Raw genomic sequence first — 13300 nt, forward strand, 5'->3', positions numbered from 1 at the left:
CCTTCGGGCACGGGGTTGTGGGTTGGCCTCCTGCGCGGTGGGATGGCAACCATGACGACGCTGTCGCACACCGTGGGCGAGACCGAGCCGGCCCTGTTGGAGCAGACCATCCCCGACAACCTCGACGCGACCGTCGCGCGGTTCGGGGAGCGGGAGGCCCTCGTCGACGTCGCGCAGGGCATCCGGTGGACGTATGCCGAGTTCGGCGCCGAGGTGGACCGGCTCGCCAGGGCGCTGCTCGCCGCCGGGGTGGCCAAGGGCGACCGCGTCGGCATCTGGGCCCCCAACTGCGCGCAGTGGACCGTCGTGCAGTACGCCACCGCGAAGATCGGCGCGATCCTGGTCAACATCAACCCGAGCTACCGCACCCACGAGCTCGAGTTCGTCCTGGGCCAGGCCGGGATCTCCCACCTCTTCCTCGCCGAGTCGTTCAAGTCCAGCGACTACGTCGCGATGTTCGACGAGGTGCGCGACCGCTGCCCGGCTGTCGTCGGCGCCCACGTCCTGGGCCGGGCGAGCTGGGAGGCGCTCCTCGCCCGGGCCGACGAGGTGACGGACGAGCAGGTGGCGCAGGTGCAGGCGTCGCTCGACCCCAACGACCCGATCAACATCCAGTACACGTCGGGCACGACCGGATTCCCGAAGGGAGCCACCCTCAGCCACCGCAACATCCTCAACAACGGCTACTTCGTCGGCGAGCTGTGCCGCTACACGGAGGCCGACCGCATCTGCATCCCCGTGCCCTTCTATCACTGCTTCGGGATGGTCATGGGCAACCTCGCAGCCACGACCCACGGCGCCGCCATGGTCATCCCCGCACCCGGGTTCGACCCCGCCGCGACGCTGAAGGCGACGGCCGACGAGCGGTGCACCTCCCTGTACGGCGTGCCCACCATGTTCATCGCGGAGTGGTCGCTGCCCGACTTCGCGTCATACGACCTGTCCTCGGTGCGCACCGGGATCATGGCCGGATCCCCGTGTCCCGCGACGATGATGACCAAGCTCATCGAGGCGGGGATCACCGAGATGACGATCGCGTACGGGATGACCGAGACCTCGCCGGTCTCGACGCAGAACCGCACCGACGACACCTTCGAGCAGAAGGTCGGCACCGTCGGCCGGGTCGGGCCGCACCTGGAGATCAAGGTCGTCGACCCGGTCACCGGCGAGACGCTGCCGCGGGGCGAGGCGGGGGAGTTCTGCACCAAGGGCTACTCGGTGATGCTCGGCTACTGGGAGCAGCAGGACAAGACCGACGAGGTGCTGGTCGACGGGTGGATGCACACCGGCGACATCGCCGTCATGGACGAGTCCGGCTACGTGCAGATCACCGGACGCATCAAGGACATGGTCATCCGCGGTGGCGAGAACATCTACCCGCGTGAGATCGAGGAGTTCCTCTACACCCACCCCGACATACTCGACGCCCAGGTCATCGGTGTGCCCGACGAGCGGTACGGCGAGGAGCTGTGCGCGTGGATCCGGATGCGCGAGGGCGCTCAGCCGCTCGACGCCGAGGCGGTGCGCGCCTTCGCGAGCGGCAAGCTCGCGCACTACAAGATCCCGCGCTACGTCACGGTCGTCGAGGAGTTCCCGATGACCGTGACGGGCAAGGTGCGCAAGGTCGAGATGCGTGAGAAGTCAGTGGCCGACCTCGGCCTCGGCCGCTGAGGTCCCCCGGGCCGGGTGACTCGGCCACCAGAACCGGTCGCCGAGCAGGCTGACGACCGCGGGCACGAGCACCGAGCGCACCAGGAGGGTGTCGAGCAGGACGCCGAACCCGACGATCACGCCGATCTGCGCCAGCTGCACCAGGGGCAGCACGCCGAGCACCGCGAACACCGCCGCCAGCAGGATGCCGGCGCTGGTGATGACGCCACCTGTGACGGCCAGCGCCATGACGATCGACTCGCGGGCGTGCGAGCCACCGGCCGCCTCCTCCCGGGCCCGGGTCGTGAGGAAGATGTTGTAGTCGACGCCCAGCGCCACGAGGAACAGGAACGCCAGAAGCGGGGTGCTGACGGCCAGCGGGGGGTAGTCGAGCAGGTGCTGGAAAGCGAACCAGCTCGCGCCCATGCTCGCGACGTAGGTGGCGACCACCGTGGCCACCAGGACCAGGGCGGCCACCACGGAGCGCAGCAGGAGCAGCAGGACCAGCACGACGATCCCGAGGATCAGGGGGAACAGCAGCCACCGGTCGCCGTCGGCCGTGGTCCTGGCATCGAGGGCCTCGGCGTCGGCGCCGCCCACGAGGGCGCCGGCACCGGGTACGGCGTGCACCGAGGTGCGCAGGGCGCGCACCTGGTCGAACGCCCTGGTCGTCCCCGGGGAGGCGTCGAGGACGGCGCTCAGCTCGACCAGCCGGTCGTCGCCACCGGACCGGCGGACGTCCTGCACGCCGGGCACCTGCTTTGCCGCCGTGGTGACGGCCTGCGCAGCCGACGCCTTGGCGATGATCGTGGTGGGCTCGCTCGTCCCGGCGGGGAAGGCCGCGGCCAGCTGCTCCTGGCCGACGACGGCCTCGGGCTTCTCGAGGAACTGCTCGTTGGGCGACTGGCCGACGGACAGGCTCAGCCCGCCGAGGGCGAGGGTGACCAGCACCGCGACGGCGGCGAGGCCGACGACCACGGGACGCCCGGTCACGGCGTCACCGAGCCGGCGCCACACGCCGGCGTGGCTGGGGTCGAGGGTGCCCACGCGGGGTACGAACGGCCAGAACAGGCGGCGGCCGAAGAGCACCATCGCGGCAGGCAGGACGAGCAACGCGTAGAGGAGCGCGACGGCGATGCCCATGGCACCTGCGTAGCCCAGGGACTGGGCGAAGGGGTCGTCGGCGAGGCCGAGGCTGAGCAGGGCGAGGATCACCGTGCCGCCGCTGGCGAGGATCGCCGGCGCGGCGGAGCCCAGGGCGGCGCGCATGGCCTCGTGGCGGTCCTCGGTGCGGCGCAGCTCCTCGCGGTAGCGGGCGATGAGGAGCAGGGCGTAGTTGGTGCCGGCCCCGAATACGAGCACCGAGGTGATGCCGGTGACGGCGCCGTCGGCGCGGACCTCGCTGATGCGGGACAGCACGGTCAGGGCCTTGCTCGCGACCTGGTCGCCGGTGCCGACGACCGACAGGGGCACGAGCCAGAGCCAGGGGCTGCGGTAGGTGACCAGGAGCAGGAGCGCGACCACGCCGGCGGTCGCGCCGAGCAGGCGGATGTCGGCGCCGTCGAAGACCGCGCCGATGTCGGCTCCGAACGCGGGTCCGCCGGTGACGGTCGCGGTCAGTCCCTGGGGCAGGCCCTTTCGGACCACCGCACGCAGGGCCGCGACGGCGTCGGAGTTGGCGCCGTCCGGCAGGTCGGCCTTGAGCGGCACGATGACGAGTGCGGTGCCCTTGTCCTCCGACAGCTGGGGCGGGATGGCCCCGGCGGGAGCACCGCTGCCCGACGCGCCACCGGGCGCGGCGCCACCGCTCGACGCGCCGCTGCCCGACGCGCCACCGGGCGCGGCGCCACCTGCCGCGGCGGCGGTGGGTGCCCACTGCTTCACGGCCGCCACCGCCCGGTCGCGCGATGCCTCGACGGCCTTGACGTCGACCTCGCCCGAAGCGGCCTTGTAGACGACGATCGCCGGGGTGACGCCGCTGGAGGGGAGTTTCTCGCGCAGTGCGGTGACCTGGGCCGCCTCGGCGCTGTCGGGGAGCGAGGCCGCGGTCGTGGAGACGGCCTTGGGCTCACCGGCGAACGCGAACGCCGCCGCGGAGACGAGGACGGCGATCACGACGACCAGCCACTTCACTCGAGGTCCCACCAGCTTTCCGAGGACGCGTCCCGCCCCCGAGAACCCATGTCCGCCAGCCACGTCAGCTCCTTCGTCATTCCCAGCACTTCTACTGAGAAATAGTTCTATCATGGAAACAGTAGCGTGCGGCACAATGTGCCGCGAGCCGAGGACCGTGCACCGCGCCGATCCCGAGAGAGGAGGACCGATGCCAGAGCCCGTCACTCCGGGCCCGTCCTCCTCGCGGCTCGGCCGGCCGGGGCAGCCGCTGCACGGCTCGCGACCCGCGGGCCCGGCGCTGGCCCTGGAGATCATCGACGCCCTGCGCGCGTTCGCCACCGAGATGGACCGCTACATCGACACCCGCGGTGGGGCCGTGGGTCTGCACCGCACCGACCTCAACGCCCTGGCCCACGTGCTCGAGGCCCGCCGCTCCGGTGGGGAGCTGTCGCCCGGCGAGCTCGCCCACCGCCTCTCGCTCAGCCCGCCGGCCACGTCGGCCCTGCTGCGCAGGCTCGAGTCGGTGGGGCACGTGCGGCGCACCCACAGCGAGGTCGACCGGCGCCGGGTGGCCGTCGAGATGACCGACGAGGCGATGGAAGTCGCCGGCGGGATCTTCGGGCCGATCGGCGCCACGATGCGCGAGACCATCGCGTCGTACTCCGAATCGGAGCGCGAGACGGTCCTGCGTTTCCTCACCGATGCTGTGGGGGCTGTCGAGCGAGCCACCCACGCCGAGGACAGGGCCGAGGGGCCGCCGGGAATGCCTTGACGTGTCCCGTCGTTCAGTCGATAGTTGAATATTGAACGACAAGGAGAGTCGAGATGCCTGCTGTCACCGTCGCCGACCTGACCGTGCTCCCGCGCGTGCCCGCGCCGGCGCCCACGGCCGTCCAGCGCCCGGTCCGCGCACTGTCCAGCGCCCCGGGTGGCCTCGAGGGTGAGGGGTTCCCGGTGAAGCGCGCCTTCGCCGGCGTCGACCTCAAGGACCTCGACCCGTTCATCCACATGGACGAGATGGGGGCAGTCGAGTACGCCCCGGGCGAGCCCAAGGGCACCCCGTGGCACCCGCACCGCGGCTTCGAGACGGTGACCTACATCATCGACGGGATCTTCGACCACCAGGACTCCTTCGGTGGTGGCGGCACGATCACCAACGGCGACACCCAGTGGATGACGGCCGGGTCGGGCATCCTGCACATCGAGGCCCCGCCGGAGCAGCTCGTCGTCAGCGGCGGCCTCTTCCACGGCTTCCAGCTGTGGGTCAACCTGCCCCGCGTCGACAAGCTCAAGGCACCGGCCTACCAGGACCTGCGCTCCTCCGAGGTCGGCCTGCTCACCTCGGCCGACGGCGGCACGCTGCTGCGCGTCATCGCCGGTGAGGTCGGAGGCGTCACCGGTCCCGGGTCCACCCACACGCCCATGGCCATGGTGCACGCCACGGTGGCACCGGGCGGCGAGGTCGTCCTGCCCTGGCGCAAGGACTTCAACGCCCTCGTCTACGTCATGAGCGGCGACGGTTTCGTCGGTCCCGACCAGACGCCCATCGGCACGGGCCAGCTCGCGGTGATGGGCAGGGGCGACGCGCTGCGGGTGTCGTCGGCCCGCACCCAGCAGGAGCGGTATGCCGCCGGGCTCGACCTGCTCGTCCTCGGTGGCCTCCCGATCCGTGAGCCCGTGGCGTGGGCCGGGCCGTTCGTCATGAACAACCGCGCCGAGCTCGTGCAGGCGTTCGAGGACTACCAGGCCGGCCGGCTCGGCCAGCCCGTCCCGCACGGCGACGTGGGCGGCACCGCCTGACCCGTCGCCGGGTCGTCGGCCTCGCGCCCGTCCAGTCCGCGTCCTTCCACCCCGCGCCCGTCGTCCACCCCGTGGACGGCGGGCGCGACTGTGCTCACAGCTTGCCCCCACGGCACGGGCTTTCCCCTTAGGTTGCTGTCCACGCGAGCCCAACGACGGGAGCAGCAGTGCTGATCGGTGTGCCAGCAGAGTCCAAGCCGGGCGAGACCCGGGTCGCCGCCACGCCCAGGACGGTGGGCCAGCTCGTGGCGCTCGGCTACGACGTCGCCGTGGAGCGCGCGGCAGGGGCGCACGCGTCCTTCACCGACGACGCGTATGCCGCCGCCGACGCCCGCGTCGTCGAGCGCGACGAGGCGTGGGCCGCCGACCTGGTGATCAAGGTCAACGCCCCCACCGACGCCGAGATCGGCCTCCTGCGCCCCGGCAGCCTGCTCGCCTGCCTCATCGCCCCCGCCCTCGACCCGGCCCTGGTCGAGCGGCTGACCCGGGCTGGGGTGACCGCCCTGGCGATGGACGCCGTACCCCGCATCTCCCGGGCCCAGTCGCTCGACGTGCTCTCGTCCATGGCCAACATCGGCGGCTACCGAGCCGTCATCGAGGCCGCCCACGAGTTCGGCAGCCTCTTCACGGGCCAGGTCACGGCCGCCGGCAAGGTCCCGCCCGCCAAGGTCCTCGTCGTGGGGGCCGGAGTCGCCGGGCTCGCAGCGGTCGGCACGGCCAACAGCCTCGGCGCGATCGTGCGGGCCTTCGACGCCCGCTCCGAGGTCGGCGAGCAGGTCGAGTCGATGGGCGCGCAGTTCCTGCGCATCGACGTCGCCGACGAGGGCCCGTCCGCGACCGGCTACGCCAAGGAGATGGGTGAGGACTTCAACGCCAAGGCAGCCGCGCTCTACGCCGAGCAGGCCAAGGACGTCGACATCGTCATCACCACAGCCCTCATCCCCGGTCGGCCGGCGCCGCGGCTGCTGACCGAGGAGATGGTCGCCTCGATGAAGCCGGGGTCGGTGGTCGTCGACATGGCCGCAGCCAGCGGGGGCAACGTGGCCGGCTCGGTCCCCGACGAGCTGGTCACCACCGCCAACGGCGTCAAGATCATCGGCTACACCGACCTGCCCGGGCGGCTGCCGACCCAGGCGAGCCAGCTCTTCGGCACCAACCTGGTCAACCTCCTCAAGCTGCTCACCCCCGGCAGGGACGGCCGCGTGGTGCTCGACCTCGACGACGTCGTCCAGCGCGGGATGACGGTGTGTCGCGACGGGGAGACCCTGTGGCCCCCGCCCCCCGTGCAGGTGAGCGCGGCGCCCGCGGCGACCCCTGCTGCCGCACCCCCTGAGCCCGCGGCCCCGAAACCGCCCCCGGACCCCCGGCGCAGGTACGTCGGGATGGCCCTGGCCGCCGTCCTGTTCGGGCTCGTGGCGGTGAACTCGCCCTCGGTGTTCCTCGGCCACTTCACGGTCTTCGCGCTCGCGGTCATCGTCGGGTTCTACGTCATCTCCAACGTGGCCCACGCGCTGCACACGCCGCTCATGGCCGAGACCAACGCCATCAGCGGCATCATCCTCGTCGGCGCGATCCTCCAGGTCGGCAGCAACAGCCTGCTCGTGGCGGTCATCGCCTTCATCGGCATCGTCATCGCCAGCATCAACATCTTCGGTGGCTTCGCCGTGACCGGTCGCATGCTCCAGATGTTCCGGAAGGACTGACCCGACGTGACGCGCAACCTCGTCCAGGCGGCATACATCGTCTCGGCCGTCCTCTTCGTCCTCTCCCTCGCCGGGCTCTCGAGGCACGAGAAGGCCAAGGAGGGCAACGCCTTCGGCGTGACCGGCATGGTCATCGCCCTCGCGGCGACCATCTGGCTCGCGGCGTCGCAGTCCGCCAACGCCCTGCTCACCCTGCTGTTCGTCGTCGTGGCCATGGCTGTCGGTGGCTCGATCGGGCTCTGGCGGGCGCGGGTCGTCGAGATGACGCAGATGCCCGAGCTCGTGGCGATGCTGCACTCGTTCGTCGGCCTGGCCGCGGTGCTCGTCGGGTTCAACTCCTACCTCGAGGGTGGTGACGCCGGCACGGGCGTCACGATCCACCTCGTGGAGGTGTTCCTCGGGGTGTTCATCGGCGCGGTGACCTTCACCGGCTCGATCGTCGCGTTCCTCAAGCTGGGCGCTCGCATCCGGTCCTCGCCCCTGATGCTGCCCGCCCGGCACTGGCTCAACCTCGCCGCCCTCGTCGTGTCGGCAGGGCTCCTGGCCTGGTTCGTGGCCTCGCACTCGGTCGTCCCGCTGCTGCTCATGACGGTCGTCGCCCTGGCGTTCGGGTGGCACCTCGTCGCCTCGATCGGCGGCGGCGACATGCCGGTCGTCGTCTCGATGCTCAACAGCTACTCGGGCTGGGCGGCGGCCGCGGCCGGCTTCATGCTCGGCAACGACCTGCTCATCGTCACCGGCGCCCTCGTCGGCTCCTCGGGTGCGATCCTCAGCTACATCATGTGCAAGGCGATGAACCGGTCGTTCGTCTCCGTCATCGCCGGCGGGTTCGGGCAGGAGGTGTCGCTCGGGGAGGACAAGGACTACGGCGAGCACCGCGAGACCAACGCCGCCGACGTCGCCGAGCTGCTGCGGGACGCCTCCTCCGTCGTGATCACCCCCGGCTACGGGATGGCGGTCGCCCAGGCGCAGTACCCGGTCGCGGAGCTCACCTCGCAGCTGCGCAAGAAGGGCGTGGACGTGAGGTTCGGGATCCACCCGGTCGCCGGACGCCTGCCCGGGCACATGAACGTGCTGCTCGCCGAGGCCAAGGTCCCCTACGACATCGTCCTCGAGATGGACGAGATCAACGGCGACCTGCCGGGCACCGACGTGGTGCTGGTCATCGGCGCCAACGACACCGTGAACCCGTCCGCCGCCGAGGACCCCGGCAGCCCCATCGCCGGGATGCCGGTGCTCGAGGTGTGGAAGGCGCGCAACGTCGTGGTCTTCAAGAGGTCCATGGCCACCGGGTATGCGGGCGTGCAGAACCCGTTGTTCTTCAAGGAGAACAGCCAGATGCTCTTCGGCGACGCCAAGGAGCGGGTCGAGGACATCATCAAGGCCCTGTGACCATCGAGGGTTCGCTCTCGCACTGGCACCACACGCCGAAGGCCCGTCCTCGAGATCGAGGACGGGCCCTCAGCGTCGGGGAGGGAGCTCAGCCGCTCGTGACGCTGGACTCCTTCTCCTCCCTGGCGCGCACCGCCAGGCGGCTGTTGCGGATGCCGTAGGTGAAGTAGAGCAGGAACCCGATGACCATCCAGACGAGGAACCGCAGCCACGTCTCGACCGACAGGTTGACCATCAGGTAGACGCTGATCAGGGCCGCGACGACGGGCAGCACCGGCGAGAACGGCACGGTGAACGACCGCTTGAGGTCGGGACGGCGGCTGCGCAGGACCGGGACCGCCAGCGAGACGAGCGCGAACGCCGACAGCGTCCCGATGTTGACCATCTCCTCGAGCTTGCCGATCGGCGTGAGGCTGGCGATGAGGGCGACGGCGGTGCCGATGATGAGGGTCAGGCGCACCGGGGTGCCGGTCCGGGGGTTGGTGCGGCCCAGGGCCGGGGGCAGCAGCCGGTCACGCGACATGGCGAAGGTGACGCGGGTGGCACCGATGATCAGCGTCATCACGACCGTCATCAGGCCTGCGACGGCTCCGGCGGCGATCAGGGTGGCGAAGCCCGGTTTCCCGACCGACTCGAACGCACTGGCCAGGGCCGCCTTCGGGTCGATCTTGTCGTACTTGACCATGCCGGTGATGACGAGCGTGGTGGCGACGTAGAGGACCGTGCAGATCACGAGTGAGGCGATGATGCCGATGGGCAGGTCGCGCTGCGGGTTCTTGGCCTCCTCGGCCGTGGTGGCCACGACGTCGAACCCGATGTAGGCGAAGAAGACGATCGAGGCACCGGAGACGATGCCGAGGATCCCGTACGTCGTGGGCGTCAGCCCGAAGAGCACCTGGATGAGAGGGGCGGCCAGGCCCTCGCTCGCCTTGCCGGCCGTGGCCGGCGGGATGAACGGGGTGTAGTTGGACGTCTTGACGTAGGACAGCCCGGCCACGATGACGAACAGGACGATGAAGAGCTTGACCCCGACCAGCACGAGGTTGACCCGCAGCGACTCCTTGATGCCGATGGCGATGAGTGCGGTGAGGGCCGCGACGAGCACGAACGCCGGCAGGTCGAAGTGCGACCCCGGGGCCACCGAGGCCGGCACGGTGATGCCGATCTTCTCGAGGAACAGCGTCGCGTACTGCGACCAGCCCTGGGCGACGACGCTCGCGCCGAGCATGAGCTCGAGGAGGAGGTCCCAGCCGATGATCCACGCGACGAGCTCACCGAGCGAGGCGTAGGAGAACGTGTAGGCGGACCCCGAGACCGGGACCGTCGAGGCGAACTCGGCGTAGCACAGGGCGGCGAGCCCGCAGCAGATCGCCGCGAGGACGAACGACAGGGCGATGGACGGCCCGGCGTAGTCGGCCGCGGCACGACCCGTGAGCGTGAAGATGCCGGCGCCGATGATGACGCCGATGCCGAAGACCGTGAGGTCGAGGGCGGTCAGCTTCTTCTTGAGCTGGAACTCCGGGTCGTCGGTCTCCTTGATCGACTGCTCGATCGACTTGGTCCTCATCACGGACATGCTGGGCGCCCTTCCGGCCGGCACTTCGCGGCCGCCTGGGGCGGCCCGGACGACAGACCACGGTAGCGGTGCTCGCGTGGCGGCGCCCTCCCGAGCGACGGGGGTGTCCAGTCCTGCGGGCGCTCAGTCCTCGTGGTGGCCCTGCCGGCCGTCGTCGCCGTGGTCGTGGCGGTCCCGCGGCCGCTCACGCGGCGGGTACATCGGGATGGGGCCGGTGTCGGCGCTGCGGTCGCGGGCCTGCAGGTCCGGGCTGCGGTAGAGCGAGCGACGCCGGGTCTCGGTGGGGTGCGTCTCGGTGTGGTGCGGCTCGTCCCACCCGGCATACGGGTCGGGCACCGTGGTCGCGGGGGCGGCGAGGTGCTCCCACGCCCGGTCGACGGCGTCGGTGTCGTGGTGGGCCACGCCGAAGATCTCCGCGCAGATGGCCCGGTAGTGGTGGTCGGGCTCGGGCACCCAGTTGACCTCGCGGAGCGCCTGGTCCTGGCCCGCCGACTCCATGACGAAGCGGCCGTAGCCGAGCAGGCGCCCGGGCACCGAGCGCTCGTAGGACATGTCGGTCACCTTGGTCAGCGGCATCATCGAGACCTTGCGGGTGATGAAGCCGTAGAACAGCAGCAGCCGCTTGTCGGTGGCGACGAACCAGTCGTGGCGCCACTCGGCCACGAGGTAGAGCGCCCGCAGGACCAGGGCGAAGAACAGCCACCACACGACGGTGGACAGCAGGTGCAGCGAGCGCGGCACGCTGCCGTCGACCCAGAGGGCGACGGCGAACCCGGCCACCGCGCTCGCGACCGGCTCGGCCACCTTGCCCCAGTGCTGGTGCACGGCCGTGACCAGCCGTTCACCGTCGAGCAGGTAGCGGTCGAGCTCGGCGTGGCGGCGCTCGCCGGGGCCCATCTCGGCCTACCGGCCGAGCAGGGCGTCGAAGAAGCTGCCGATGTTGCGCACGCCGTCGGCGAGGATCGAGCCCGACGTCTTGACGATCTGGGCGGCCTGGTCGGGGGAGGTGAAGATCGCGTAGGCGGCGAACGCGACGAGGAGCCACAGCAGGATCTTCTTCACGCGGTTCATCGTCGTCTCCTTGGTCTGGCGGCCGGTTGGGGGCGTGGGGGCACACCGGACGGGCACACCTCGACGTCCATCGTGGCGGATCCGGCCGGGTCGCCGGGACAGGCGCGCCGCGCCGGGTGCGTCAGACCACGCCGGGCGCGCCGGGCAGGGCGCGTCAGACCACGCCGTAGAGGCGGTCACCGGCGTCACCGAGACCGGGCACGATGTAGCCCTTCTCGTTGAGGCGCTCGTCCATCGCGCCGGTCACGATCTGGATCGGGATGTCGAGGTCGGCGAGCGCCTCCTCGACGTGCTTGACGCCCTCGGGGGCGGCGAGCAGCGTCACAGCCGTGATGTCGTCGGCGCCGCGGTCCGCGAGGTAGCGGATGGCGTCGGCGAGGGTGCCGCCGGTCGCCAGCATCGGGTCGACGACGTAGCACTGGCGTCCCTTGAGGTCGTCGGGCAGCCGGTTGGCGTAGGTGATGGCCTCGAGCGTCTCCTCGTTGCGCTGCATACCGAGGAAGCCCACCTCGGCGCTCGGCAGGAGGCGGACCATGCCCTCGAGCATGCCCAGGCCGGCGCGCAGGATCGGCACGATGAGCGGCTTGGGGTTGGACAGCTTGATGCCCGTGGTCGGGGCGACCGGCGTCTCGATGTCGAAGGGCTCGACGCGCACGTCGCGGGTGGCCTCGTAGGCGAGCAGCGTCACCAGCTCCTCGGTCAGCCGCCGGAACGTGGGGCTGTCCGTGCGCTTGTCGCGCAGGTAGGTCAGCTTGTGCGTGATGAGCGGGTGGTCGGCAACGTGGACGCGCATAGGCGAAACTTAGCGCGTGACCTCCAGCAGCGGACCAGCCGCCGACGAGCGGTACGCCGCGTGGATGGGGCGGGCGCTCGAGCTCGCCGCGGAGGCGGGTGAGGAGGGCGACGTTCCCGTGGGCGCGGTCGTCGTCACCGCGGCGGGGGAGGTCGTCGGCGAGGGCCGCAACCTCCGTGAGGTCGAGGGCGACCCCACGGCGCACGCCGAGGTCGTGGCCCTGCGCGAGGCCGCGCGGCGTACCGGGTCGTGGCGCCTGGAGGGCTGCACCCTCGTCGTGACCCTCGAGCCGTGCCCCATGTGCGCCGGGGCGCTGATGCTCTCCCGGGTGGCCACGCTGGTGCTCGGCGCCTGGGACCCCAAGCTCGGCGCGACGGGTTCGGTGTGGGACATCGTGCGCGACCGCCGGGCCACGCACCGGATCGAGGTGGTCTCGGGGGTGCGCGAGTCAGAGTGCTCTCAGGTGCTGCTGGCATTCTTCGAGCGACGCAGGACGCCACGAGGGCCACGAGAGCTGGGAGCAGCACGATGAGCGGGGTGGTGAACAGCCTGGTCAACACGGTGCTCAGCGCCCCGCCGTGGCTGGTCTACCTCATCGTCGCGCTGGTCGTGTTCGCCGAGGACGCGCTGTTCGTCGGGTTCGTGCTGCCCGGCGAGACCCTGGCCATCATCGGCGGCGTCACCGCGAGCCTCGGGCACACGTCGCTGTGGTGGGTGCTCGTCGTGGTCATCCTCGCTGCGGTCATCGGCGACTCCGTCGGCTACGAGATCGGCCGGCTGTTCGGCCCCAAGGTGATGGGCCACAAGATCTTCGACCGCCGGCGCAAGCGGCTGGAGTCGGCGCAGGAGTTCCTGCGCCGCCGCGGCGGGTCGGCGGTCTTCCTCGGCCGCTGGACCGCCTTCTTCCGCGCCGTCATGCCGGCCCTCGCCGGGCTGAGCGGCATGCGCTACCGCGTGTTCCTGCCGTGGAACGCCCTCGGGGGTATTGCGTGGGGCGGCGCCGCCGTGACGGCCGGCTACCTCGCGGGCGAGTCCTACCACCGCGTCGAGAAGTGGCTCGGCACGGGAGCGGCCGTCGTCGTGGGCCTCATCGTGCTCGTCGCCATCGCCGTCTGGGCCATCCGCCGGCACCGCTCCGAGGCCGCCTGACGCCGCTCGGTCCCGCTGACCAGCCGGGCCCGCCAGGCGGCCCGGTCGGCC

Annotated in this window: 12 protein-coding genes; 7 read left to right on the forward strand and 5 right to left on the reverse strand. The window is 71.1% G+C overall.

The genetic code is table 11. The features are described from left to right. The first annotated feature begins 42 nt into the window (after nucleotides 1-42). On the forward strand, nucleotides 43-1671 hold the full coding sequence (locus ASG70_RS06375) for an AMP-binding protein (protein ID WP_056882992.1): 1629 nt from the start codon (nucleotides 43-45) through the stop codon (nucleotides 1669-1671). Here the strand turns inward: ASG70_RS06375 and ASG70_RS06380 are convergent. Continuing rightward, a complete protein-coding gene (locus ASG70_RS06380) occupies nucleotides 1642-3846 on the reverse strand; it encodes an MMPL family transporter (protein WP_162253892.1) in 2205 nt (734 codons plus the stop codon). The genes ASG70_RS06375 and ASG70_RS06380 overlap by 30 nt on opposite strands. 127 nt (nucleotides 3847-3973) lie before the next feature. Between ASG70_RS06380 and ASG70_RS06385 the strand changes: the two genes are divergently transcribed. The 4 genes from ASG70_RS06385 (at nucleotide 3974) to pntB (ending at nucleotide 8660) form a co-directional block, all read left to right on the forward strand. Continuing rightward, complete coding sequence (locus ASG70_RS06385) at nucleotides 3974-4537, forward strand: MarR family winged helix-turn-helix transcriptional regulator (RefSeq protein WP_056882994.1); 564 nt, start codon at nucleotides 3974-3976, stop codon at nucleotides 4535-4537. Between the two features lie 53 nt (nucleotides 4538-4590). Further along, nucleotides 4591-5565 (forward strand): pirin family protein, encoded by a 975-nt coding sequence (locus ASG70_RS06390; RefSeq protein WP_056882995.1) that lies wholly within the window; start codon nucleotides 4591-4593, stop codon nucleotides 5563-5565. A gap of 167 nt (nucleotides 5566-5732) precedes the next feature. Further along, nucleotides 5733-7268 carry a Re/Si-specific NAD(P)(+) transhydrogenase subunit alpha gene (locus tag ASG70_RS06395; protein WP_056882996.1) on the forward strand — a complete coding sequence of 512 codons (1536 nt, stop codon included), beginning with the start codon at nucleotides 5733-5735 and terminating at the stop codon, nucleotides 7266-7268. A gap of 6 nt (nucleotides 7269-7274) precedes the next feature. Further along, nucleotides 7275-8660 carry a Re/Si-specific NAD(P)(+) transhydrogenase subunit beta gene (gene pntB, locus ASG70_RS06400; RefSeq protein ID WP_056882997.1) on the forward strand — a complete coding sequence of 462 codons (1386 nt, stop codon included), beginning with the start codon at nucleotides 7275-7277 and terminating at the stop codon, nucleotides 8658-8660. Nucleotides 8661-8748: 88 nt separating this feature from the next. Here pntB and ASG70_RS06405 read toward each other — a convergent pair whose 3' ends face one another. The 4 genes from ASG70_RS06405 to upp form a co-directional block, all read right to left on the reverse strand. Continuing rightward, nucleotides 8749-10236 (reverse strand): amino acid permease, encoded by a 1488-nt coding sequence (locus tag ASG70_RS06405; protein ID WP_056882998.1) that lies wholly within the window; start codon nucleotides 10234-10236, stop codon nucleotides 8749-8751. Nucleotides 10237-10359: 123 nt separating this feature from the next. Beyond that, the gene (locus ASG70_RS06410) at nucleotides 10360-11133 is read right to left on the reverse strand and encodes a PH domain-containing protein (protein WP_056882999.1); all 774 of its coding nucleotides are present in this window, start codon (nucleotides 11131-11133) and stop codon (nucleotides 10360-10362) included. Between the two features lie 6 nt (nucleotides 11134-11139). Next, entirely contained in the window at nucleotides 11140-11307 is a 168-nt protein-coding gene (locus tag ASG70_RS19620; protein WP_200949212.1) for a hypothetical protein, read from the reverse strand. Between the two features lie 154 nt (nucleotides 11308-11461). Next, nucleotides 11462-12100: a uracil phosphoribosyltransferase gene (upp, locus tag ASG70_RS06415; protein ID WP_056883000.1), complete on the reverse strand. Its 639-nt coding sequence runs from the start codon at nucleotides 12098-12100 to the stop codon at nucleotides 11462-11464. A gap of 64 nt (nucleotides 12101-12164) precedes the next feature. On the opposite strand from upp, the gene tadA reads away from it, so the two are divergent. Both tadA and ASG70_RS06425 read left to right on the forward strand, forming a co-directional pair. After that, on the forward strand, nucleotides 12165-12632 hold the full coding sequence (tadA, locus tag ASG70_RS06420) for a tRNA adenosine(34) deaminase TadA (RefSeq protein ID WP_056883252.1): 468 nt from the start codon (nucleotides 12165-12167) through the stop codon (nucleotides 12630-12632). Beyond that, nucleotides 12629-13249 (forward strand): DedA family protein, encoded by a 621-nt coding sequence (locus tag ASG70_RS06425; protein ID WP_200949213.1) that lies wholly within the window; start codon nucleotides 12629-12631, stop codon nucleotides 13247-13249. Before tadA ends, ASG70_RS06425 begins: the two co-directional genes overlap by 4 nt. Nucleotides 13250-13300 lie beyond the last annotated feature (51 nt).

This window comes from Phycicoccus sp. Soil748 (genome assembly GCF_001428025.1).
Classification (GTDB): domain Bacteria; phylum Actinomycetota; class Actinomycetes; order Actinomycetales; family Dermatophilaceae; genus Pedococcus.

Bases quoted from the DNA above. Each gene is read 5' to 3' on its own strand.
- tadA (WP_056883252.1), top strand. From the start codon at position 12,165: ATGGGGCGGGCGCTCGAGCTCGCCGCGGAGGCGGGTGAGGAGGGCGAC.
- ASG70_RS06405 (WP_056882998.1), bottom strand. From the start codon at position 10,236: ATGTCCGTGATGAGGACCAAGTCGATCGAGCAGTCGATCAAGGAGACC.
- ASG70_RS06375 (WP_056882992.1), top strand. From the start codon at position 43: ATGGCAACCATGACGACGCTGTCGCACACCGTGGGCGAGACCGAGCCG.
- ASG70_RS06425 (WP_200949213.1), top strand. From the start codon at position 12,629: ATGAGCGGGGTGGTGAACAGCCTGGTCAACACGGTGCTCAGCGCCCCG.
- ASG70_RS06410 (WP_056882999.1), bottom strand. From the start codon at position 11,133: ATGGGCCCCGGCGAGCGCCGCCACGCCGAGCTCGACCGCTACCTGCTC.
- ASG70_RS06385 (WP_056882994.1), top strand. From the start codon at position 3,974: ATGCCAGAGCCCGTCACTCCGGGCCCGTCCTCCTCGCGGCTCGGCCGG.
- ASG70_RS19620 (WP_200949212.1), bottom strand. From the start codon at position 11,307: ATGAACCGCGTGAAGAAGATCCTGCTGTGGCTCCTCGTCGCGTTCGCC.
- upp (WP_056883000.1), bottom strand. From the start codon at position 12,100: ATGCGCGTCCACGTTGCCGACCACCCGCTCATCACGCACAAGCTGACC.
- ASG70_RS06390 (WP_056882995.1), top strand. From the start codon at position 4,591: ATGCCTGCTGTCACCGTCGCCGACCTGACCGTGCTCCCGCGCGTGCCC.